Raw genomic sequence first — 22,476 nt, 5'->3', positions numbered from 1 at the left:
CCCCCCCCCCCCCGCGCCGGATCAGCTCAGGCCCAGGTCCTTGAAGGACTGGACGGCCTTGTCCCACGACGCCTTGGCGTCGTCGGTCTTCTCGACGTCGGTGCGCTTGATGGCGTCCTGGACGGTCTGGTGGATCGCGAAGTAGTTCGCACCCTTGAACGGCGCGCCCTCGATCGCGTTGGCGCGGGCGACGAAGATCGCGCCGACCGGCGCGGCGTTGAAGAACTCGTTCGTGAAGGCCTGGACGGCCTCGGAGTCCTGCGCCTCGACCTGCGAGGGGAACGTGCCGGCCGACTCGAACGCGGCGGTCTGCTGGGCGGGGTCGGTCAGCCAGGCGGCGAGCTCCTTGGCGGCGTCGGCGTTCTTGCCGGAGGCGGGCACCGTGAGGAACGAGCCGCCCCAGTTGCCACCGCCACCGGGGAAGACGTCGGCGACGTCCCAGCCGGTGACGCCGCCCGAGCGCTCCTCGATCGGGCCGGTCATCCAGGCGGGGCACAGCATGGTCGCGAAGCCGTCGTTCTGGAACGCGGCGTCCCAGTCGCCCGACCACTGCTCGAGGTGGGCCGACAGGTTGTCCGTCACGGACGCGGTCAGCACCGACTCGTACAGGCCCTGGATGTCGGAGTTGGTCGCGAGGTCCTTGGGCGTGCCGTCCGAGTTCTCGTAGGCGTTGTCGAGCTGGTTGACCATGCCCTGGTAGGTGGCCATGCCGCTGTCGAACCAGGCCTTGCCCGTCGCGGTGTTGTACTGCTTGCCCACGGCGAAGTAGTCGTCCCAGGTGGCGTCGGCGCCGCCGAGGAGCTCGGCGACCGCTGCGCGGTCCGTCGGCAGCCCGGCCGCGGCGAACAGGTCGGAGCGGTAGCAGATGGCCTCGGGGCCGATGTCGGTGCCGTACCCGATGAGCTTGCCGTCGGGGGTCGTGGCCTGCTGCGACTTCCACTCAACCCAACGGTCCGCGAGCTCGGGGTCCGTGAGGTCGGTGAACAGGTCGGGGTACTGCATGAGCTCGGGGAGCCAGTCGACCTCGATGGCCTCGATGTCGGCCAGCCCGTCGCCGCCGGCGGCGAGCTTGGTCGTCAGGTTGGTGCGTGCGTCCTCGGACTTCGCGGCCTTGACCTGCTTGACCTCGACGTTCGGGTGGGCGTCGGTGTAGGACTTCAGCATCTCGTCGGTGTAGCCGAAGTCGTTGAACGTCGCGACGGTGAGGGTGACCTTCTCGCCGTCGGACGAGCCGCTGCCCTCGTCCGACGAGCCGGAGCCCGAGGAGCAGGCGGTCAGGGTGAGGGTGAGGGCCGCAACCCCCGCGACGGCGGCTGCTGCTGTGCGGGTGCGGGTCGAACGAGTGCTGCTCAGCACGGTGACTCCCTTGTCGATGATCGGCGTGGCAGCGCTCCCATGCTCCTTCGAGTGGTAGCGCTCCCACGAAGTGCCACGATGGTGGCTGCTCGCTTCTCGGGATGTCAACCTCGGTAGGTGACCAAACGTCGTGGAAACGCTCCCATGGGAGTGTCTGCGCAGGTCACAGCGTTGCGTCGTCGGATCCTGTGCTCGAATCGTTATCGGTTACCGACCGCGCGTATGGGATTCGCGGCGCGCCCTGGTGGCCCTCGCGGACCGTCGCGCAGGCGCGAGGCAGGGGCCCGTCAGGGGGCCGTGAGCCACTCCACGCCGGCCTGCTCCTCGGACGCGAGCGTGGCCCGGACGGCGCCCGCGGCGGCCTCCTCGACGGCCGCCGCGAAGAGCGGGACCGTCGCCTTGAGCTCGCCCTCGTACGACTGGCGCGTGCCGCCGTCGGGCAGGGCCACGAGCGAGACCGTGCCCGTCATCCGGACGGGAGCACCCGTGATCTCGAGCGAGACCGTGCCCCGACGGGAACCGTCCACCGCGGGCTCCCAGACCTCGGCCTGACGGATCTCGAGCGCGCTCCCCACGAACGCGCGCAGGTGGCCGGGGATCTGGTCCGTGGGCAACGTGCGCCGGACGACGACGGAGAAGCCCTCGTCGAGCGACCCTGTCACGTCGGCGAGGTCCACGAGGCTCTGCGGGCCGCCCGTGCGCTGCGCGCGCCACCGGACGAACGCCTCGCTCGCGAGCATCCGGGTGACGTCCTCCAGGCCGGCGGGGTAGTGCAGATCGACGCTCAGGTGCACAGGGTCTCCTCGGGACGTGCTGACCGGCGCGCAGGGTGCGCCGGGGAGACCGACTCTACCCAAGGAAGGGCGGCGATCCCGTGAAGGCGCCGGTGCATGCGTACGCTGGAGCCCGTGTCTGCCATGAGTGACTTGATCTCCCGCCATGCCGAGCTGTCGCCTGCCGACAACGAGTGGCTGCACCTTCTCGTCGGGGACTGGCAGGTCATCTCCGACCTGGCCTTCGCCGACCTCGTCCTGTGGCTGCCCACGGGCGACGGGAACTTCGTCGCGGTGTCCCAGTGCCGGCCGAGCACCGGGGCCACCGTGCACTACGACGACATCGTCGGCTCGATGGCCCCCGACGGTCAGCGACCCCAGCTCGAGCGCGCCCTGTCGGAGGCCCGCTCCCAGCGGTCCCGCGAGCCCCGCTGGTTCGGGGCGTACGCCGTGCGTGAGGAAGCCATCCCGGTCGTGCACAACGGGCACGCGATCGCCGTCGTGGCCCGGCAGACGAACCTCGGCAGCGGACGCACGCCCAGCCGGCTCGAGCTGAACTACGTCGAGGCCGCCGACGACCTCATCGCGATGATCTCCCGCGGCGAGTTCCCCGCGCCCAACGCGGCGACCGGCCCCCGCCGGGGCGCCCCTCGCGTGGGCGACGGGCTGATCCGGCTCAACTCCGAGGGCGAGGTGCTCTACGCGAGCCCCAACGCCCTGAGCTGCTTCCACCGTCTCGGAGTGATCGGGCCGCTCGTGGGGCGCTCGCTCATCGAGGTCACGACCGACCTCATCGAGCACCAGACCCCGGTCGACGAGTCCCTGCCTCTCGTGGTCATGGGGCGGGCGCCGTGGCGTACCGACATCGAGGCCCGTGGGGTGGCGCTGTCGCTGCGCGCCCTGCCGCTCACCGAGTCGGGGCAGCGCATCGGTGCGGTGCTGCTCTGCCGCGACGTCTCCGAGCTGCGTCGCCGCGAGCGCGAGCTCATCACCAAGGACGCGACGATCCGCGAGATCCACCACCGGGTCAAGAACAACCTGCAGACGGTCGCCGCGCTGCTGCGCCTGCAGGCACGGCGCATGGACGTGCCGGAGGCGCGGGCGGCGCTCGAGGAGGCCATGCGCCGCGTCGCGACCATCGCCCTGGTGCACGAGAGCCTGTCCCAGACGCTCGACGAGGAGGTCGAGTTCGACGACATGGGCGGGCGGGCCCTGCGCCTGGCCGCCGACGTCGCCTCGGCCGACACCAAGGTCCGCACGGTGCAGACGGGGAGCTTCGGGCTGGTCCCGGCCGAGGACGCGACCCCGCTCGCGCTCGTCCTGACCGAGCTCGTGACGAACGCGGTCGAGCACGGGCTCGCAGGCCGCAAGGACGGGACGGTCGAGATCGACGCGCGGCGCAGCGGGTCGGCCCTGCGGATCGTGGTCGCGGACGACGGCGTCGGCATGCCGCTGCCGGGTGCCGCGCCCACCGTCAAGGCCAAGAAGAGCGGTCTGGGGTCGCAGATCGTCGCGACGCTCGTCACGAACGAGCTGGGCGGGACGATCGAGTGGTCCACCCGTCCAGGGGGTGGGACCCAGGTGGTCCTGGAGCTCGTGCTGCGCGACGGCGCGGGCTCGCGACAGGGGTGACGATCGGCCTCACGGGGAGGATCGGACGGGTCGACAATTCTCTTCCGTGGGCAACATAAAGGGCCGTCACCAGCAGGTGACGGCCCTTTATGAGAAAAGTATGTGAAGCTCAGCCGGCGCGACGGGCGCGAGCGGTGCGGCGCTTGAGAGCGCGACGCTCGTCCTCCGACAGGCCGCCCCAGACGCCCGCGTCCTGACCGGACTCGAGTGCCCACTTGAGGCACGTGTCGACGACGTCGCAGCGGCGGCAGACGGCCTTCGCCTCTTCGATCTGCAGGAGGGCGGGGCCGGTGTTCCCGATCGGGAAGAACAGCTCAGGGTCTTCTTCCAGGCAGGCTGCGCGGTGGCGCCAGTCCATGTGAGGTCTCCTTGGCATGGCGAGCAAGGCCACTTTGTGAATGTGTCGGACGCACGTCCACAATGGGCTTCGGGCTCAGGTGGGGGGTAATTGATGCTTGAACTAGGTTCACATCTCGTGAAGCCCAGCACAAGGGGTTACCGGAAAGTTTCTTCGGGGTGAACCGTGAGGTCTTGGTCACACTTCGGTGAAGGTGCAGGTCACGCGTACGCTGGGTTGTCGTGGCACCTGTGAGCACCCCGAATCAATCATCCCCCGAGCCCCCCGAGGAGGGGAAGGGCCCGTCGGCGACGCTCCCCGCAGGGGCGAGACCGCCCGCCCTGTGGGTCGTGGTCGCCGGGATCGCCCTCGAGGCGTTGGCTCTCGCTGCCGCCGCGGTGGTCGTCCTCGCCGAGCTCCTCTCGGGCGGCTCGTTCTCGGCCGGGGTCTCGATCTTCCTCGCCCTGTTCTGCCTCGGGGTCGCGGTCGTCCTCGGGGCCAGCGCTCGTGGCCTGCTCCGTGGCCAGCGGTGGGCACGGTCACCCGTGGCCACCTGGCAGCTCCTCCAGGTCGTGGTCGCCTTCAGCTGGCTCCAGTACCAGGTCACGCCCGGCGGGATCGGGACCATGGCGCTCGCCCTGGTCGTGCTCGTCGGTCTCATGCTGCGCCCGGTCGTCGTCGCGACGACCCGTGACGCGGCCCGCACCGACGGCTGAACCCGCTCGCGACGGTCCCTCGGCACGAGGCGCCTCGGCCTGCCCGTCCTCCGACGCGACCGCGACCGTCCCGGGCGAGGCGACCTGGACGGGCACCAGCTCGTTGCCGCGGATCGCGACCGCCCGACCGGTCGGCGCGACCTCGGGGTCGACCGACCAGCCCAAGGGCCTGCCGAAGACCTCGCTGCTGCCCCGTTCCTCGGGGGCCAGGACGAGTCCGCTGCGCGCGCCCCGCAGCTCGGCGAGGGGCCCCCGGTGGGCCGTTGCGGCCGACACGGTCGAGGCCGACGCGAGGACGGTGACGCCGGTCCGCACCAGGTCGGTGAGGACGTCCACCTCGAGAGGGAACGCCTGGACCAGCAGGTCCAGGTCGTCGACCACGACCACGTCGCCCACCACGAGCCCCGCTCCCGGCCGCGCGCCGAGAACGGCCCGCACCTCGGCCGACGACCGCCCGGTGACCACCCGAAGGTCGTGCGCACCGCCCTGGGCGAGGTCCTCGAACCGGGCGTCGGCAGAGACGACGGCCCGCAACCTCGCCGCGTCGTGAGCCTGGCGCGCAAGCACCAGCAGAGCGCTGCTGCGCCCGCTGCCCGGCGGACCTACGACGAGAGCGCCGCGCTCGACGTCGAGGTGGACGGGGTCCGCATGATCGCCACCGCGTCCTACGACCAGGCGTACGGGTGAGAGGACCGACGTGCGGGGGCCGGCCAGGCCCGCACCGACGGCGTGACCGGCCACCTCGGTGCCCGCGATGTCGGTCTCGGCCACGTACCGGGGAAGCGGGCGCAGCCGCACCGGCCCGTCGCGACCGGTCGGACCCCCGGATCCAGGAGTGACCTCGGCCGTACCGCCGAGCACGGCGTCGACGACCACCTGGCACTCGACGGCCTCGCCCGCCCCGAGCCACACCGCCCGCCCGGGGCGACCACCGCGCCCCGCGAGCCGTGACGGGACGCCGTGCGCGACGTCGTCGGGCACGGCGGCCGAGGCCAGCACGAGGCGGGGCCCCACGCGCTGGGACAGTCCCGCCAGGCCCGGGGACCCGCCCGCGAGCGCGACGTGCACGCCCGCTGCCGGTCCCTCGGCGAGCAGCCGACCGAGCTGGTCGGCCCCCGCCCCCGACGCGAGACGGCCGAGGGACGCGCGCAGGTCCTCCACGTCGTCGAGCAGCACGAGGGTCGGGCGGCCCTGTGCGTCGCGGAGCAGGAGGTCGACGAGGCGCGCGACCCGTCGTGCGTCGTGCCGTGGCACCACGGTCCCGCACCGTGGGTGCTGCGCGAGCCCGTCCGTGAGCGTCGGAGCAGCGCCGACGACGTGGACGTCCCAGCCACGGTCGAGGGCGGAGACCGCGAGCGCGCGCAGGGCCGTCGACCGCCCGGAGCGTGGGCGCCCGACGACCGCGAGGTGCCCGTCCGGGGGCAGCCAGGAGACCAGGCCACGCTGCTGCTGGTCAGGCAGGTCGGCCAGGGCCAGGGGCAGGCTGCCCGGCGCCGCACCCTCGCGGAGCACGCCCCCCAGGTCCGACGGCGTCACGCGAGCAGGGAGGGCGGGGAGCCACGGCGGCGCATGGGCCGGGAGGCGGGCGGCGTCCGCCGCGGCGACCGCGGCCGCGACGAGGTCGGTCACGGGGTCGGACTCAGGCCCGACACGGGCGAGGACCGTGTCCCGGGGCGCCCCCCATCGCCCGGCGGCTCGCACCCGGACGTCGGCGGGCGGAGCCGCCGTCCCCGCGTGCGCGCACTGGAGGGCCAGCGGCGGCCCGTTCCCGCGTCGCAGGACCGCCCGCCCGGGGAGACCGGTCGGGATGCGTGCGGCGTGAGGTGAGTCGATCACGTCCCGCGAGTCGCCCGCGTCGAGCTGCCGGAGCGCCAGCCGCAGGGAGATGTTCGCGCGCATGTCTGCCGTCACGGCCCCGGCGGGGCGCTGCGTGGCCAGGACGAGGTGCACCCCGAGCGACCGGCCCTGCGACGCGAGACGCAGGAGACCGGGGAGGAAGTCGGGGAGGTCGTCGGCGAGGGCCCGGAACTCGTCGATCACCACGACGAGCCGGGGCAGCGCCCCGCGGGGCAGGTCGTCGATGTCGGACACGCCGGCCTCCGCGAGCGCGTGCTCACGTCGGCGCAGCTCGGCGCGCAGACCGGTCAGCGCTCGTCCGGCGAGCCCCGGTTCGAGGTCCGTGACCTGCCCGACGACGTGCGGGAGTCCTGCGCAGGCGCCGAAGCCCGCCCCTCCCTTGAAGTCGACGAGCGCGAGCGCGAGGTTGCGCGGGCTGTTCGTGAGGGCCAGCGCCAGCACGAGGGACTGGAGCAGCTCGGACTTGCCCGCCCCCGTGGTCCCGGCGACCAGGGCGTGCGGACCGTCGCGGACCAGGTCGACCTGGACGGTCCTGCCCTGCGCGTCGGTGCCGATCGGGACGTCGAGTCCCGGGCGGGGGCGAGCCGCAGGGGGCGACCACCGGGCGGCGACCCAGGCGGGCCACGCGCCGGGCTCGTGGGGGAGCGGTACGTGCAGGAGCCCGGCGAGCGAGACGCCCGCGGCGAGGTCGGGGTGGGCGGGATCCGCGGGGTCGACGGGTCCAACGGGCTCGGCACCGGCGGGCCAGCGGCCGAGGCGTGCCGCGGCGGCGACGTGGCGCGCGTACCGCTCGGCCCGGTCGACCCCGACCCCGACCTCCGGGGCGGGCTCGACCGTGCCGTCGGCCAGGTGCCAGGTGTGCCGGGCCGTGTCGAGGAGCGTGCGGCACCAGGCCGGGACCGACCGGCGTTCGGCGGCGAGCAGGATCAGCCGCTCGGTCCCCGTCCGTCGTGCCCACCATGTCTCGACGGCCTCGGCCAGGCGACCGGACGTCGCGCCCGGGCTCCCCGGACCAGGCCCCGGGGGGACGTCCACCACGACGACCCGGACCGGCCGCGGGCGGCTCCCGCTCCCGCTCCCGCTCCCGCCCTCGTCCTGGGGAGCACTCGCCACCAGGTCGCTCCGGCGGGCGCCGGGCAGCCAGCGCAGCCAGGACCAGTCCGGCGCCAGGTCGTCCGGGTGCACGGCCTCGACCTCGGCCCCCGAGGCGACCTGGGCGAGGAGCAGGGTGCGGGCGGCCGCCAGCCGGGCGCCCCGGGGGCCGACGACGGCCACGCAGCCGTCGGGCAGGCAGGCACCCTGGGCGCTCGGGACGACGTCCCGGGGTGCGGGCCCACCCAGGGGCTGCGCGTCCGCGACCGGGGACGTGGCCGGGGAACGGGCCTCGGTCGCGTGATGGGCGGCGAACGCTGCGGTCATGAGGTCGGCCGGGTGCGGGGCCGGGTAGCGCGACCGGTCGAGCACGGCGCCCGGGACAGGTGCGCGCTCGCGCTGCGACGACGGCTGGGGTGACGGGCGACGTCCTGCCGCCCTGGCCCCCTCCGCGGGGCGCGCCGGGTCGGCGCCCGCCCTCCCGGGGGCCGACCCGTGCGGCACGGCGTGATCCCCTCCCGTGCCGCGCGGTCCGCGCGCGGCGGTGCGACGCCGTCGGGAGAGCAGGGCAACCAGGAGCGTGAGCGGGCCCACCAGAGCGAGGAGAGCGAACAAGGGCTGGCGCGTGCCCGCCGCGAGCGCGAGCGACCCGACGGCCGGCGTGATCGCCATCGTGATCGACGCCGGGTCGAGGAGTCCGCGCGGCACGGGCCGGGCCGGGTGGGCGAGCCCGCTCACGACGTCCCACTCGTCGAGGTCGGGACGGGGGCGCAGGTCGTACGTCGTGGCGCCCACCCGCAGGACGTGACCCGGGCGCCAGCGCCGGGCGGCCACGCGCCGTAAGCGCCGCTGCCTGCCGTCGGGGGACTGCCGGTGGACCTGGACGGACGGCTCCGTGCCGCCCTGGACGGTGCCGCGCTCCGGCGCGCTGCCCGGGTCGCGCCTGACCCGAAGCCGCACCCGGGCCTCCGCCCCTGCCGCGGGTCCCCGCGCCCCCGAGGTCCGCAGGCCCTGGCGGCGCTGCGCGGCCAGGGTGACGACGACCGGCGGACCGGTCCTATGAGTCAGGACGAGCGGCGAGCCGGGCTCCAGCGGCAGCAGGCCTCCGCAGTCGGGCCCCGTGAGCACCGCGACGTGCCAGGGGGCGCGCAGCGCGGCGACGTCCGGGTCCACGGTGACGGCGCTCGCGGCCTGGTGCGCGCGAGCAGGTCGGGCCTCGCGGCCGTGCGTCCCGCTGACCGTCGCTCGGAGCGTCGCACCAGGCAGGAGAGGCCGCGTCCCGACCCGGTGGTCGTCACCGAGCAAGACGCCGTCGACCTCGAGCGGCGCGGTCGCGACCTCGGGGCGGCACGCGACGCGCGCGAGGTCCGGGCGGAGGTCTCCGAGGCGCGAACCCGGGGCCACGTCCAGGTCGACGCCCGGATGGAGGGTGATGAGCACCCGACGATCCTCGCGGTCGCACAGAGCTCGCCGCACACGCGGACGGCGCGCCTGTGGACGAGGAGATCGTCCACAGGCGCGCCGTCGGGCGTGCTTCCACGAGGTGCGGGGTCAGTCGACCGCGAGCGCCTCCACGGGCGACGTACGGGCTGCCGACCGTCCCGGGATCACCGAGGCGAGCAGCCCGGCGACGAGCGCCACGACCATGACCAGGGCGACGTCGCGCCACGGCACGGCGAGGGTCACGTCGCCCATGACGGCCAGGGCTGCGGAGGCACCGGCCCAGCCGTACAGGATGCCCAGCAGGATGCCGAGCACCGCGCCGACCCCCGCGATGAGCATGCCCTCGATCGCGAGCATCCACCGCAGCTGGGACCGGCTCAGGCCGATGGCCCGCAGGGTCGCGGACTCACGGCGGCGCTCGATGACCGAGAGCGAGAGCGTGTTCGCGACGCCGATGAGGGCGATGACGACCGCGACCGCGAGGAGACCGACGATGACGCCGAGGATCGTGTCGACGACCTTCTGGTACATCGCGCGCTCGACCGCGGCTCCCGTGACGTCGATCGGGAGGTCGGACTCCGCGAGTGCGTCCTGGAGGGCGGGCACCACGGACGCCGCGTCGTTGACGTCGGCCAGCCCGACCCACGCGCTCGTGACGGGTGTCCCGGTCGCGACGCCCTCGAGCGTCTGCGGCGTGACGAGCAGGGCACGACCACCCATCGGGGTCACGAGCGCCTCGAGGGTCGCGGGGGTGCCCTGGGGGTCCCCGTCGTCGGGGAGCGGGGCTGCGGCCAGCACGAGCTGGTCGCCCGACGAGATGCCCCAGTCCTTGGCGACTCCCGCCGGGACGACGACCGTGCCAGGGGCCAGGCCCTGGACCGCCTCCTTGTCGCGCACGAGCGTGCCCGCCGCCTCGGGGTCGACCCCGCGGGCGAGGAACGTGATGTCGCTCCCGTCGAGGTCGACCGTGACGGACGTCGCGGTCAGCGGGACGACGGACTCGACGCCGTCGACCTTCTCGGCCGTGCCGATCGTGGACTGCGGGAGCGCGACGGGCTGGTTGCCGCCGAACTCGTCGTAGCCGTCGGTCGCGAGCGAGACGTCCACGGGGTAGCGGCCGTCGAGCTCGTTGTTCATGCTCATCCGGGCGCTCACGGCCCCGGTCGACATCATGGCCACGAGCGTCACGCCGATGAGGAGCGCGGTGCTCGTCGCGGCCGTGCGGCGCGGGTTGCGCAGCGTGTTCGCGGCCGCGAGCTTGGCGGTGCTGCCCGAGCCCGTCAGGACCTTGCCCACGAGGCTCACGACCTTGGGGAGCCAGAAGATCGCTCCCACGAGGATGCCCACGAACGAGGCCGCGCCACCTGCGGTCGCGGCGAGCAGGCCTGCCTGCGCGCTGCCCTGCTGGCCCAGGAGGACCCCCAGGACCAGGAGGCCCGCGCCGCCGACGACGAGGATCGAGGAGATCGCGAGGCGGACGCGTCCTGCACCCGACGTGAGGGTCGGCGCGTCGGAGGGACGCAGGGCGGCGAGCGGGGCGACCCGGGTCGCGGCGCGCGCCGGGGAGAACGACGCGACGAGGGTCACGACGGTCCCGACGAGCAGGGGGACGAGGACCGCGACGGCGGTCACCTGGACGACGGGCGGCAGCGGGATGCCGAGGTCCATGGTGCCCGCGACGGTCAGTGCGAGCTGGACGAGCCCGATGCCGAAGAGGATGCCGGCGACCGAGGCGACCAGGCCGAGGATGATGGCCTCGAGCAGGACCGAGCGGGACAGCTGCTTGCGGTCGGCGCCGACGCAGCGCAGGAGCGCGAGCGTCCGGGTGCGCTGGGCCACGAGCACCTGGAAGGTGTTCGCGATGACCAGGGCCGCGACCAGCAGCGCGATCGCCGCGAACGTGAGGATCACGTAGGTGAAGACGTCCTCGCCGCCCGTCATCTGGGCGGCCTGCTCCTTGGCGTACTCGGCGCTCGTCCAGACCTTGGCGTCTCCCCCGAGCGAGCTCGTGATCGACGACCGGACGGCCTCGAGGTCGGCACCGGGAGCCAGGGCGACCAGCACCGCGTTGTACGCGGTCGTCGCCTCGCCCGGGACGTAGCTGTCGGCCTCCCAGGTGGTCAGGTCGTCGTTCGACAGGACGCCCGCGCCGCCCACCTGGGCGTAGGCGCCCATCGGGTCGTCGAGGGTCCCGACGAGGGTCAGCTTCTCGTTCGTGTCGACGAAGGTGCCGGCGGGAGACTCGTCACCGGGCGCGGCTTCGTCACCGGGCGCGGCTTCCTCGGCGGGCGCGGACGCGCCGTCCCCGTCAGCGGTAGCGTCGGCGGGTGCGGTCTCCTCGGGCGCGACGGCTTCCTCGGACGGCGCACCTTCGTCGGCCGTCGTGCCCGTACCGGCTGCAGCGTCCTCGGCACCGGGCGTCCACACCGAGCGCACGACCGTCACGGGGTCGCCGAGCCCGAGCCCGAGCCGCTCGGCGACGTCGGACGGCAGGGCGATCTCGCCCGAGCGGGTGGGCATCGCGCCCTCGACGAGCTCCTGCGCCTCGAAGCGCGGGTCCGAGGCGGCGGGGACGACGACCTGGTAGGTGCGCTTGCCCCCCGAGACGAGCTCGAAGGCGCGCAGGACCTGCGGGTCGGCGGCCTCGACGCCCTCGGTCCCGCGGATGTCCTCGAGGCCTGCCGGGTCGATGCCGGGACCGTTCGAGACCACGAGGTCGGAGTCGGCGAACTGCGCGGCGATCGAGTCGGTCGTGACGCGGTTGATGATGTTCCCCGCGAGCAGTGTCGCGGTGAGGAAGGCGGTCCCGATGAGGATCGCGATGCCGGCGGCGCTGAGCCGTCCGATGCTGCGGCGCATCTGCGCCAGGGTGAGCCGGACCATCAGGCGCGCACCGCCGTCGTGGTGCCGGTGAGGCCGTCCGCGGGGTCGCTCTCGAGGGTGCGCAGCGCGTCGAGCCCGGCGAGGACGGACTCGGGGGTCGGGTCGTCGATGTCTCCCGCGATGCGGCCGTCCGCGATGAGGATGACGCGGTCGGCGTAGGCGGCGGCCGTGGGGTCGTGCGTGACCATGATGATGGTGCGGCCGAGCTCGCGGACCGAGCGGCGCAGGAAGCTCAGGACCTCGGCGCCCGAGCGCGAGTCGAGGTTGCCCGTGGGCTCGTCGGCGAAGACGACCTCGGGCTTGGCGATGAGCGCGCGGGCGATGGCCACTCGCTGCTGCTGGCCGCCCGAGAGCTCGCTGGGGCGGTGCGTGAGGCGTGCGCCCAGGCCCAGGGTCTGGACGAGCGTCGCGAGCCACTCCTTGGTCTCGGCGTCGACCTTGCGGCCCGCCAGCTCGATCGGGAGCGTGATGTTCTGCTCGGCCGTGAACATGGGCAGCAGGTTGAACGACTGGAAGACGAAGCCGACGCGGTCGCGGCGGAGCCTGGTCAGCTCGTTGTCGCCCAGCGCGGTGATCTCGGTGTCGCCGATGAACCCCTGGCCGCTCGAGGCGGTGTCGAGCCCGGCGAGCAGGTGCATGAGCGTGGACTTGCCCGACCCCGAGGGGCCCATGATCGCGGTGAACGCGCCCTTCTCGAAGTCCACGTCGACGCCGTCGAGCGCGCGCACGGTCGCCTCGCCCTTGCCGTACAGCTTGGTCAGGGACCGGGCGCGCACGGCGGGCGTGCCCGGTGAGGCGGCGGTGCCGGGGATGGGCTGGTACACGGTGGTGTCCACGTCTGCTCCAGGGAGGTCGTCGTCGGTAGGTCTGGTCCCGCGGCGGGGCGCGTGGTGCGTCCGGCGTCGGGGCCGAGGGGGTGCGGGGGAGGGCGGAGGCCCTCGTTCCCACCTGATGACGACACTAGGAGCGGGGACGTGCCCGCCGCGTCCGGCGAGGGGCTGGTCCTGGTCGTGGGGGGAGTCATCCCGTGGTCGTACGTGCCTGGTCGGGCGGGTACGCCGCGCGTCGAGCAGGGACGTGTCGGGAGCCCGTCCGGCGCGTGGTGGTGCGCCAGGTGCCCGACGGCGTCACGCCCCCGGGCGCACCAGTCCCGTCTCGTAGGCGGTCACCACGGCCTGCACGCGGTCGCGCGCCTCGAGCTTGGCGAGGATGCGCCCGACGTGCGTCTTGACAGTGGCCTCGGCGACGAACAGGTCGCCCGCGATCTCGGTGTTCGACCGGCCTCTGGCCATGAGCACGAGCACCTCGCGCTCACGCTCGGTGAGCGAGGAGACCTGCTGCTGGGCGCCCGTGTCGACGAGCTGCTCGGCGGGCAGCGCGACGACGAGGTGCTCCAGGAGCCGGCGGGTCGAGGACGGGGCGATCACGGCGTCGCCCGAGTGCACGGTACGGATCGCCGCGAGCATCTCCTCCGGGGGCGCGTCCTTGAGGAGGAATCCGCTCGCTCCCGACCGGATGGCCTCGAGGACGTACTCGTCGAGGTCGAACGTCGTGAGCACGATGACACGGGGCACGTGCTGCCCGTCCGCGGCCGCGGCCGTGAGCTGTGCCGTCGCGGCCAGCCCGTCGAGGTGCGGCATGCGCACGTCCATGAGCACGACGTCGACGGGGTGGTCCGCGAGCAGCCGCAGCGCCTGGAGCCCGTCGCCGGCCTCGACCGTGACCTGCAGGTCGGGCTGCGAGTCGATCACCATCCGGAAGCCGGCCCGCACGAGCTGCTGGTCGTCGACGAGCGCGACCCGGATCGGGGCGCGCTCGGGCAGGTCGGGCGTGAAGAAGGTGGAGGTCATGGATCCTGACGATCGTCGGGTGCGGGTGCGGGTGCGGGTGCGGGTGCGGGTGCGGGTGCGGGTGCGCTGCGTGGTCCCATCCTGCCCGACGGCGGGGCCGGCGGCGGGAGGACCGGGCCGGGACCCGCCGTCGGGCCGGGCGGTGAGGAGGGCGGCCCGGGGACCGGCGGGACCGGGGGCGCGGCGCCGTCGAGCCGGGGGATGGGCATGGTGAACCGGACGCGGAAGCCGCCCCCGGGGCGTGGACCCGTCGTGACGGAGCCGCCGAAGATCACGGCGCGCTCGCGCATGCCGAGCAGGCCGTAGCCGGGGGCTTGCGAACCGTCCGCGGACGCCCCCCGCCCGTCGTCGTCGACCGCCAGCTGGAGCGTGTCGACGCCCCAGGTCACGACCACCGTGACCGTCGGGTCCGGGCCCGCGTGCTTGAGGATGTTCGTCAGCGCCTCCTGGCAGACCCGGTACACCGTCAGGCCCGCTCCCGGGGGCAGGGCGCGCGGCGTGCCCATGCGGACCAGCGAGACGCGCATGCCGCTGTCTCGCACCTGCGCCACGAGGGTCTCGAGGTCGGCCGAGTCGGGCTGTGGGTTGAGCTCCACGCGACGCGTCGCGCCCGTGACGGGCAGGGGCCCCGTGGCGGGAGAGCCCGCGGAGGACGCGGACGGCCCGGAAGGGCCCGCGGGGAGCCCATGCGGGAGCGGCCGGGGCCTGTTGTTGAGGCCGGGGGCGTGCGTGAGCTGCGCGGGTCCGGCTGACGTCACGGCGTCACGGTCGTCGGTGCGCAGGACCCCGAGGAGCCGGCGCATGTCGGCCAGCGCGGCGCGCCCCGTCTCCGAGACCGTCGTCAGTGCGCGCGTGGCCGCGGCCGGGTCGGCCGCCCCCGCGTACCGGCCCCCGTCGGCCTGGGCGATGATGACCGACAGCGAGTGGGCGACGATGTCGTGCATCTCGCGGGCGATGCGGGAGCGCTCGGCAGCCGTCGCGATCTGCGCCTGCTGGTCGCGCTCGATCTCGAGGCGCTCGGCGCGGTCGACCAGCGCGTTGATGGTCTCGCGCCGCGACCGGCGCACGAGCCCGAACGCCCAGACCGCGAGGAACATCATGGTCGTGAACATCGTGGTGATCACGAGAACCGTGGCCGCCTCGCCCGGGCCGCTCGCCTGCATGGCGAGCGACAGCCCGAGCACGAGGGAGCCGGCGGCCGAGGAGATCATCGCGGTGCGGTGCGCCCAGCGGGGGCCGTAGACGGTGACCGAGAAGAGAGAGATCAGCAGGAGGACGTCGGCCGGGAGGAGGGGGATCCCAGCCAGCAGGTGGAGCAGCGCGACCGCGTAGACCGTGATCGCCGACGCCACGGGACGGACCCGGCGCCACGGCAGCGGGGCGATCATCCCGATCGTGAACAGCGTCGAGAGCGTCGAACCGCCCGTGGCGGACGTCCCGAGCGCCCAGGCCGCGGGCACGAAGGCGAGCGCGACGACGAGCGTCGTGGTCATGTCGACCCCGAACCGGTGCCGCTCCCACCACTTGCCCATGTTCTCGTACCAACCCATGCCTGCCAGCCTAGGTGCGGCCCGTCGTCGGAGGAGTCCACCCGTGGACGGACCAGGGGCGCGCCCCGGCGCGACCAGGGCATGATCCGGGCACGAGAGCGTGGGTCGGCCGCGCCGACGCGACCGGTCGGGCAGCGGTCACGACAGGTCGTGGGAGCGGCCTCCCATGACGTCCCGACGGCGTGCGCATGGCGGGCGCTACCGGGTGCAACCGGGCAGACCAGGGCAGAGCAGAACACCCCTGCCGCCGGTGTCCATCAGGTGTGTCATGGGTGTCCCACAACGCCTGCCGGATAACGCCAAAGTTCTGCGAATGCCCTAGCATGATCGAATGACCCACGTACTGCTAGCGGAGGACGACCCGGCGATTGCCGAACCTTTGGCGCGTGCGCTGACGCGTGAGGGTTACAACGTGGTCGTGCAAGGAACTGGTCAAGGAGCGATCGACGCCGCGAACGGTGTCGACATCGTCGTGCTCGACCTGGGCCTCCCGGACATGGACGGCCTCGACGTCGCACGTGAGATCCGCAACAAGGGCCTGACCACACCGGTCCTGGTCCTGACGGCCCGCGCCGACGAGGTCGACCTCGTCGTCGGTCTCGACGCCGGCGCGGACGACTACGTGACCAAGCCCTTCCGCCTGGCCGAGCTCCTCGCCCGCGTGCGGGCGCTCCTTCGGCGCACCCACGGTGACACCACCGACGAGGAGGAGCTGGTCGCGCAGGACGTCCGTATCGACGTCGCCGCCCACCGTGCCTTCCAGGGCGACCGGGAGCTGCACCTCACGACCAAGGAGTTCGAGCTCCTGCGCGTGCTCATCGCGAGCGCGGGCTCCGTCGTCGTGCGCGACACCCTCATGCGGGACGTGTGGGGCTCGGAGCCCGTGGGCTCCACCAAGACGCTGGACATGCACGTGTCCTGGCTGCGTCGCAAGCTCGGCGACGACGCCAACTCGCCGCGCTACGTCTCGACGGTCCGAGGGCTCGGCTTCCGTTTCGAGACCGGCGAGGGCTGATCAGCCGACAGGGCTGAGCGAAGGAGTAGGGCGTGCGTCGACGCGTGCTGCAGGCGACGGTCGCGGCCGTCGCCGTCGCCGTCCTGCTCCTGGGGTTCCCCCTGGCCTTCCTGGGAGCACAGTTCGTGCTCGCCAGCGAGAAGGCCCAGCTCCAGGGGCGGGTGGACACGCTCGCCCGGAACATCGACGCCCGGCTCTCGCAGAACGAGCCGATCCCGCAGTCGGTCCTGGACAACGCCTCCGAGGGGCGCCCGGGAGAGCTGCCCGCCTACGTCTTCGTGAACCTGCCCGACGGCGAGCAGATGACCGCCGGCGAGGTCATCTCGGGACGTGTCAACGAGGCCGCGGACCGGACCGACCAGAACGCGACGGTGGCCCTGACCACGTCGTTCGCCGACAGCTACTGGAACGCCGCGAAGATCGTCCTGCTGGTCGTGGCGGCCTCCGTGGTCGCCTTCGCCGCAGGTATCGCCATGGCCGTGTGGCAGGCCAACCGGCTGTCGGCGCCGCTCGTGTACCTCGCGGCCTCGGCCGAGCAGCTCGGGTCCGGCCAGGTTCGGCCCCGCCTCGAGCTCTCCGGGGTCGAGGAGATCGACCTCGTGGCCGCCGAGCTCGCACGCAGCTCGGACCGCCTCGCCGGGCGCCTGGCCGCCGAACGTCAGTTCGCCTCCGACGCCTCGCACCAGCTCCGGACCCCGTTGACCGCGCTGAGCATGCGCCTCGAGGAGATCTCGATGGCCTCGGACGACCCGGCGATCCAGGAGGAGGCGCGCATCTCGCTCGAGCAGGTGGAGCGACTCGTCACCGTCGTCGACGACCTGCTGACCCAGTCCCGTCGCGCGCAGGGCGGCACGACCGAGGCCGTGCGCCTCATCGAGGTCGTGCGTCAGCAGGAGGAGGAGTGGGTCCCCACGTTCGCCAAGGCGGGGCGCCGGCTCGTGGTCGACGTGCCGGAGGGCTACCAGGTCCTGGCGACGCCCGGTGCGCTCGCCCAGGTGCTCGCCACGCTCATCGAGAACTCGCTCAAGCACGGGGCGGGCACCACGACCGTGCGCGCTCGTCCCAGCGGGACCAGCGGCGCGGTGGCGATCGAGGTCGGGGACGAGGGGGACGGGGTCTCGGACGAGATGGCCTCGCGCGTCTTCGAACGTGGTGCGACCTCGGGCGCCGGGACGGGGCTCGGTCTCGCGCTCGCCCGCGACCTGGCGGCGGCCGACGGTGGGCGGCTCGAGCTGGCCCAGCGTCGCCCGCCGATCTTCGCGCTCTTCCTCGCGGGCGTCCCCCGCACCCTCGACCCGCGGCTCGTGCTCCCGACCGGGACCACGATCTCGGCGTCCGGCGTCCGTAGACGGCGCAGGAGGCGCGGACAGGGCGACGAGGGCTAGTCCTTGTCGGCCGGGTTGCCGGCGAGATCGTCGGCGAGGCTCGGCCCGGTGTCGACCGGGCCGTTCTCGTCGGCCGTGCTCGCCACCTGCCCGCGACCCGCCGGTGACGAGCCCGTGAACACGACGCGTCGATAGGCGACGTAGCGGAACACGTTCGCCAGCGCGAGGCCGACACCGTTCGCCGCGACGTTCTCCGCGAGCGGCGACGTCAGACCCAGGATGCTCGTCGTGAACGCGAGCACACCGAGCGAGATGGCCATGCCCGCGGCGTTGACCAGCAGGAAGGTGAGCAGCTCGCGGCCGTGTCGGCTCGTGCGGCGGTCGGAGAAGGTCCAGTAGCGGCTGCCGAGCCACGACACGACCGTCGCGACGCTCACGGCGATCGCCTTGGCCTCGAGCGGGCTCGCGCTCAGCGCGTCCCAGGGGCCGAAGCGCAGGAGGTTGAACAGGCCGAGGTCCACGAAGAACGCGACGGTCCCCACGAAGCTGAACCGGCCCAGCTCGGCCAGGCGCGCGACGACGCGCGTCCGGCGCGGGGCGGCGCCGGACGTCGGGCGCGCTGCGGTCCCGGCGGGGACTGGCGCCCGGACGGGGACGAGCGAGAGCTCGTCGACCTGGCTGGACATGGTCGGCAGGGTACGCCGTGGACCTGGGAAAGATTGCCAGGAGCAACCGCCGGGTGGGACGGGTCGGCCGAGGGGCGGTCGAGCGACTACCCTCGGTACACGTGTCAGCACCAGTGATCGCCGTTGTCGGAGGCGGGCAGCTCGCCCGCATGATGGCCCCTGCGGCCGGTGAGCTCGGGGTGCACCTGCGGGTGCTCGTCGAGGCTCCCGGGACGTCGGCGGCCCAGGTGGTGACCGACGCCCCGGTGGGAGCGGCCACCGACGAGGGTGCGATCCGCGACCTCATCGCACCGGCGGACGGCAGGGCCCCGGCCGACGTCCTCACGTTCGAGCACGAGCACGTCCCCAACGACCTGCTCGCCGACCTCATCGAGCACGGCACCCCCGTGCGGCCCGCACCGCACGCCCTGGTCCAGGCGCAGGACAAGATCGTGATGCGACGACGACTCACCGAGCTCGGCGCCCCGTGCCCGCGCTGGGTCCCGCTGCCGGTCGACCCCGAGCAGGGGCACGCGACGCTCGCCGGGTTCCTCGCCGAGGTCGGCGGCCAGGCCGTCGTCAAGACGTCGCGCGGCGGCTACGACGGCAAGGGCGTGCGGGTCGTGTCCTCGGCGGACGAGGCCGCAGACTGGCTCGCCGCCGCGGCAGCGGGTGGCCCGCAGCTCCTCGTCGAGGAGAAGGTCCCGTTCACGCGCGAGCTCGCGGTCCTGGTCGCGCGGCGACCGAGCGGCGAGGTCCGCACGTGGCCCGTGGTCGAGTCGATCCAGCGCGACGGCGTGTGCTCCGAGGTCATCGCCCCGGCCCCCGACCTGACCGCCGACGAGGCCGAGGAGGCGCGTCAGGTGGCCGTCGCGATCGCCGAGGGGCTCGACGTGACGGGCGTGCTCGCGGTCGAGATGTTCGAGGTGGCTGAGGGCCCTGACGGCGCCGTCGGCTCGGCCGACGGCCGCCCCGCCCGCCGTGTCCTGGTCAACGAGCTCGCGATGCGCCCGCACAACTCCGGCCACTGGACCATCGACGGCTCGGTCACGAGCCAGTTCGAGCAGCACCTGCGCGCCGTCCTCGACCTGCCGCTCGGCGACACCTCGACCACGGCGCCGTGGACCGTCATGGCCAACGTGCTCGGGTCGAGCCTCCCGGCGCTCACCGACGCCCTGCCCGACGTCCTGGGTGCGTTCCCCGACGCGCGCGTCAACCTGTACGGCAAGGAGGTGCGCCCGGGCCGCAAGCTCGCCCACGTGAACGTGAGCGGCCAGGACCTGGGCGAGGTCCGCCGTCGGGCACTGGGGGCCGCCGCGCTGCTGCGCGGCGAACCCCTCCCCGAGAACCGCACCGACGAGAAGAAGGCCTGAGACATGACGGAGAGCACCCCAGTGACCAGCACCCCCGTGGTCGGGATCGTGATGGGATCCGACTCCGACTGGCCCGTGATGCAGGAGGCCGCGAACGCGCTGCGCGAGTTCGGCGTGGCCATCGAGGTCGACGTCGTCTCGGCCCACCGCATGCCCACCGAGATGATCGACTACGGCCGCGAGGCCGCCGGCCGCGGGATCCGCGTCATCATCGCGGGTGCCGGGGGAGCGGCCCACCTGCCGGGCATGCTCGCGGCCGTCACGCCGCTGCCGGTCATCGGCGTGCCCGTGCCGCTGCGCTACCTCGACGGCATGGACTCGCTCCTGTCGATCGTGCAGATGCCTGCGGGCGTCCCCGTCGCGACCGTCTCGATCGGGGGTGCGCGCAACGCGGGCCTGCTGGCCGCGCGCATCCTCGCCTCGGGCGTGGACGACGCCGCCGCCCGCCTGCGCGAGCAGATGGTCGCGTTCCAGGAGGGGCTGAGCGAGCAGGCCCACGCCAAGGGGGCCGCGCTGCGCGCCTCGGTCGCGGGCGAGCGCCGGACGGGCTTCGGGGCGTAGCTCCCCGGCACAGCGAGAAGGGCCCACGCCGGGCAGCGGCGTGGGCCCTCCTCGCTGCCGCCAGGGCGACGACGGCTCGGGACGACTAGGACTGGGGAAGGCCGCCCACGATGCCCGCGGGCAGCTTGCCGTCGCGGATGCCGGTCCAGAAGGCCGGGCTCAGGTCGGGGTCGAGCTGCACGGTCGACCCGACGCCGCCGGGACGGTAGTCCGGGTTGGAGATGGGCGGGGTGCCCGTGATGCCGTCGGGGCCGTTGGCCGCGCGGAACGCCAGGGCGAGCCTCCCGAGATCGAGCACGCCGGTCTTCTCGTCGACCTCGAGCGCACCGATACCGGCGCCGAGCAGCGAGACCTGGTCCCCGGGCCTCACGAGCAGGCTCGCGTCCACGGCCTTCTGGCTCACCGCGGCGATGACCTGCCGCTGCCGCTCACCTCGGCCGATGTCGCCCTTCGGGTCCGAGTAGCGCATGCGGGCGAAGGCCAGGGCCGTCGTGCCGTCGACCTCGTGGCATCCGGCGGCCCAGTAGAGCGCGCTGTTGGGGTCGTTGACGTCGTAGTCGAGGCACAGCTCGACGCCGCCGACGGCGTTGACGACGTTCGTCACCCCGCCCAGACCGATCTCGACGAAGTGGTCCACCGTCAACCCGGTCAGACCCTCGACCGTCTGGACGAGGAGCGGGGCGCCGCCCCACGAGTACGCGGCGTTGAGCTTGGCGGGGCCCTTGCCGGGAACCTCGACGAACGTGTCCCGCGGAAGGCTGATGAGGGCCGCCGGGCCGCTCGTCGGCTCGTGCAGGATCATGATGGTGTCCGTGCGGGCTCCTTCCGTACCGTCCTCTGCGATGCCGTCGCCACCACGCGCGTCGGAACCTGCGAGGAGGTACGTGGTGCCCGGGGTCCCTGCCGCGCCCGAGAGCGCGTCGACGTGCTGGATCTTGCCGTTGGCCCACACGAGCAGCCCGACGGGCCAGGCGACGAGCAGCACCAGCGCGAGGACACCCACCATCGCGACGACACGTCGTCTGCGTCGGCGCCCGCGGGGGGCACCGACAGCGGACGGCGGTCGGTTCGACGGCGGACGGGCGCCCGTGGACGACCCGGGGTGCGCCGAGGGGCCCGCACCTCGTGCCGTCGTTCCTGCTCCGCCCTGACGTGCCGCAGCAGGGCGCGAGGGCGACGTACCCGAGCGAGGTGCGGCGGTCCCGTTCCTCTGCTGCCCGGGCGCACCGGTCGCTGGACGCGCAGGAGACCCCTGCGGTCGAGCCGGCCTCCCTCGTGCCGGGGGGAAGGACGACGGTGCGGAGCTCTCGGCCGCCGTCTGCGACCGGGAGCCCGCGGCGCGGGCACGGCCGTTCTCCGTGGCGCCGACGGGCCGGGCCGGAGGGGCCGGCGGCGGAGTTCCCGGGCGGGACGGGGGAGCAGCGGCGGTCCGCGACGACTGGCGCTTGATCCGAGGCTCGGCCGAGAGCGGGACATCGGGGGAGATCGGCTCGACAGGGCGGTTCGAGGGAGGTCCCGAGCCGTCGGAACCGACCGCGATGGCGTCGCTCGCGCTGGGAGGGCGTCCCGCACGACCCGTCTGCGGGGTGAAGCTGGGAGGCCTGGTCCGTCCCGAGGGGGACTCGTCGTGAGACATGGGCTCAACCACCCACGTGTGCGACGGCGTCGGGCAGCGGAGGCCGACGGACCCGGAGGGCGTCCGGACGCGAGACGGACATGGGGACGATGATGCCATCGACCGGTCGCGACCTGGGGTAGGCGCGGCCGAGGCGGGAGTCCACGGCGGCAGCGTGCGCCCGAGCGACCACGTGCCGCTGACGCGACGGCGCGACGAGCGGGACCGTGCACGCGGAGGTCCTTGCTGTCGTGCCGGACGAGAGACAGCTACGAGAGGTCACGGGTCAAGAGCATAGGACGTACCCCGGGCCGCACCGGGACGCCCGAGAGGTCGCAGCGTGGAGGTCTCGTAGAGACACCCGCCGCGCAGGTCGCCGAGGCGTTCCCGGGACATGGACGGGCCCCCCCCCCCGGGGGGTGGGGGGGGGGGC

The 22,476-nt window shown here is 73.8% G+C and carries 15 protein-coding genes and 1 pseudogene; 6 read left to right on the top strand and 10 right to left on the bottom strand.

The features are described from left to right. Positions 1-21 precede the first annotated feature (21 nt). Both H9652_RS00765 and H9652_RS00760 read right to left on the bottom strand, forming a co-directional pair. Positions 22-1,356, bottom strand: coding sequence for an ABC transporter substrate-binding protein (locus H9652_RS00765; protein WP_191794194.1), 1,335 nt, complete (start codon positions 1,354-1,356; stop codon positions 22-24). Between the two features lie 287 nt (positions 1,357-1,643). Beyond that, positions 1,644-2,150, bottom strand: a complete 507-nt coding sequence (locus tag H9652_RS00760) for a DUF2505 domain-containing protein (RefSeq protein ID WP_191794193.1) — start codon at positions 2,148-2,150, stop codon at positions 1,644-1,646. A 123-nt stretch (positions 2,151-2,273) separates the two neighbouring features. On the opposite strand from H9652_RS00760, the gene H9652_RS00755 reads away from it, so the two are divergent. Next, entirely contained in the window at positions 2,274-3,761 is a 1,488-nt protein-coding gene (locus H9652_RS00755) for a sensor histidine kinase (RefSeq protein WP_138827244.1), read from the top strand. Positions 3,762-3,870: 109 nt separating this feature from the next. Here the strand turns inward: H9652_RS00755 and H9652_RS00750 are convergent, their stop codons facing one another. Beyond that, positions 3,871-4,119, bottom strand: coding sequence for a WhiB family transcriptional regulator (locus H9652_RS00750; RefSeq protein WP_030150075.1), 249 nt, complete (start codon positions 4,117-4,119; stop codon positions 3,871-3,873). A 221-nt stretch (positions 4,120-4,340) separates the two neighbouring features. Between H9652_RS00750 and H9652_RS20430 the strand changes: the two genes are divergently transcribed. Then, positions 4,341-4,814 (top strand): hypothetical protein, encoded by a 474-nt coding sequence (locus H9652_RS20430; protein ID WP_404821980.1) that lies wholly within the window; start codon positions 4,341-4,343, stop codon positions 4,812-4,814. A 1,836-nt stretch (positions 4,815-6,650) separates the two neighbouring features. On the opposite strand, the pseudogene H9652_RS20425 reads toward H9652_RS20430, so the two are convergent. The 5 genes and pseudogenes from H9652_RS20425 to H9652_RS00725 form a co-directional block, all read right to left on the bottom strand. Then, a pseudogene (locus H9652_RS20425) lies at positions 6,651-8,090 on the bottom strand (FtsK/SpoIIIE domain-containing protein); the annotation flags it as partial. A 1,224-nt stretch (positions 8,091-9,314) separates the two neighbouring features. Then, positions 9,315-12,065 (bottom strand): ABC transporter permease, encoded by a 2,751-nt coding sequence (locus H9652_RS00740; protein ID WP_191794191.1) that lies wholly within the window; start codon positions 12,063-12,065, stop codon positions 9,315-9,317. A gap of 23 nt (positions 12,066-12,088) precedes the next feature. Then, positions 12,089-12,925, bottom strand: coding sequence for an ABC transporter ATP-binding protein (locus H9652_RS00735; RefSeq protein WP_191794190.1), 837 nt, complete (start codon positions 12,923-12,925; stop codon positions 12,089-12,091). 291 nt (positions 12,926-13,216) lie between these two features. After that, positions 13,217-13,939, bottom strand: a complete 723-nt coding sequence (locus H9652_RS00730; RefSeq protein WP_138823351.1) for a response regulator — start codon at positions 13,937-13,939, stop codon at positions 13,217-13,219. Beyond that, positions 13,936-15,489 (bottom strand): sensor histidine kinase, encoded by a 1,554-nt coding sequence (locus H9652_RS00725; RefSeq protein WP_225227502.1) that lies wholly within the window; start codon positions 15,487-15,489, stop codon positions 13,936-13,938. Before H9652_RS00725 ends, H9652_RS00730 begins: the two co-directional genes overlap by 4 nt. A gap of 331 nt (positions 15,490-15,820) precedes the next feature. On the opposite strand from H9652_RS00725, the gene H9652_RS00720 reads away from it, so the two are divergent. Then, positions 15,821-16,504: a response regulator transcription factor gene (locus tag H9652_RS00720; RefSeq protein WP_030150069.1), complete on the top strand. Its 684-nt coding sequence runs from the start codon at positions 15,821-15,823 to the stop codon at positions 16,502-16,504. 32 nt (positions 16,505-16,536) lie between these two features. After that, positions 16,537-17,889 carry an ATP-binding protein gene (locus tag H9652_RS00715; RefSeq protein WP_191794189.1) on the top strand — a complete coding sequence of 451 codons (1,353 nt, stop codon included), beginning with the start codon at positions 16,537-16,539 and terminating at the stop codon, positions 17,887-17,889. Here H9652_RS00715 and H9652_RS00710 read toward each other — a convergent pair. Continuing rightward, positions 17,886-18,515, bottom strand: coding sequence for a GtrA family protein (locus H9652_RS00710; RefSeq protein ID WP_191794188.1), 630 nt, complete (start codon positions 18,513-18,515; stop codon positions 17,886-17,888). The genes H9652_RS00715 and H9652_RS00710 overlap by 4 nt on opposite strands. A gap of 101 nt (positions 18,516-18,616) precedes the next feature. Between H9652_RS00710 and H9652_RS00705 the strand changes: the two genes are divergently transcribed. Further along, complete coding sequence (locus H9652_RS00705) at positions 18,617-19,867, top strand: 5-(carboxyamino)imidazole ribonucleotide synthase (protein WP_191794187.1); 1,251 nt, start codon at positions 18,617-18,619, stop codon at positions 19,865-19,867. 3 nt (positions 19,868-19,870) lie between these two features. Next, positions 19,871-20,428 carry a 5-(carboxyamino)imidazole ribonucleotide mutase gene (purE, locus tag H9652_RS00700; protein ID WP_191794186.1) on the top strand — a complete coding sequence of 186 codons (558 nt, stop codon included), beginning with the start codon at positions 19,871-19,873 and terminating at the stop codon, positions 20,426-20,428. Positions 20,429-20,513: 85 nt separating this feature from the next. Here the strand turns inward: purE and H9652_RS19510 are convergent, their stop codons facing one another. After that, the gene (locus H9652_RS19510) at positions 20,514-21,434 is read right to left on the bottom strand and encodes an LCP family protein (protein WP_225227501.1); all 921 of its coding nucleotides are present in this window, start codon (positions 21,432-21,434) and stop codon (positions 20,514-20,516) included. Positions 21,435-22,476: the final 1,042 nt, after the last annotated feature.

Origin of the sequence: Oerskovia rustica, from assembly GCF_014836555.1 — a bacterium.
In the GTDB taxonomy this organism is placed as follows: Bacteria; Actinomycetota; Actinomycetes; order Actinomycetales; family Cellulomonadaceae; genus Oerskovia; species Oerskovia rustica.
Note: the sequence above shows the minus strand (reverse complement) of the source record. Positions and strands in the feature narration are given on the sequence as shown.

Excerpts from the sequence above, each read along its gene's own strand:
- H9652_RS00755 (WP_138827244.1), top strand. The coding sequence starts at position 2,274 with ATGAGTGACTTGATCTCCCGCCATGCCGAGCTGTCGCCTGCCGACAAC.
- H9652_RS00750 (WP_030150075.1), bottom strand. The coding sequence starts at position 4,119 with ATGGACTGGCGCCACCGCGCAGCCTGCCTGGAAGAAGACCCTGAGCTG.
- H9652_RS00740 (WP_191794191.1), bottom strand. The coding sequence starts at position 12,065 with ATGCGCCGCAGCATCGGACGGCTCAGCGCCGCCGGCATCGCGATCCTC.
- H9652_RS00730 (WP_138823351.1), bottom strand. The coding sequence starts at position 13,939 with ATGACCTCCACCTTCTTCACGCCCGACCTGCCCGAGCGCGCCCCGATC.
- H9652_RS00725 (WP_225227502.1), bottom strand. The coding sequence starts at position 15,489 with ATGGGTTGGTACGAGAACATGGGCAAGTGGTGGGAGCGGCACCGGTTC.
- H9652_RS00720 (WP_030150069.1), top strand. The coding sequence starts at position 15,821 with ATGACCCACGTACTGCTAGCGGAGGACGACCCGGCGATTGCCGAACCT.
- H9652_RS00710 (WP_191794188.1), bottom strand. The coding sequence starts at position 18,515 with ATGTCCAGCCAGGTCGACGAGCTCTCGCTCGTCCCCGTCCGGGCGCCA.
- purE (WP_191794186.1), top strand. The coding sequence starts at position 19,871 with ATGACGGAGAGCACCCCAGTGACCAGCACCCCCGTGGTCGGGATCGTG.
- H9652_RS19510 (WP_225227501.1), bottom strand. The coding sequence starts at position 21,434 with ATGGTGGGTGTCCTCGCGCTGGTGCTGCTCGTCGCCTGGCCCGTCGGG.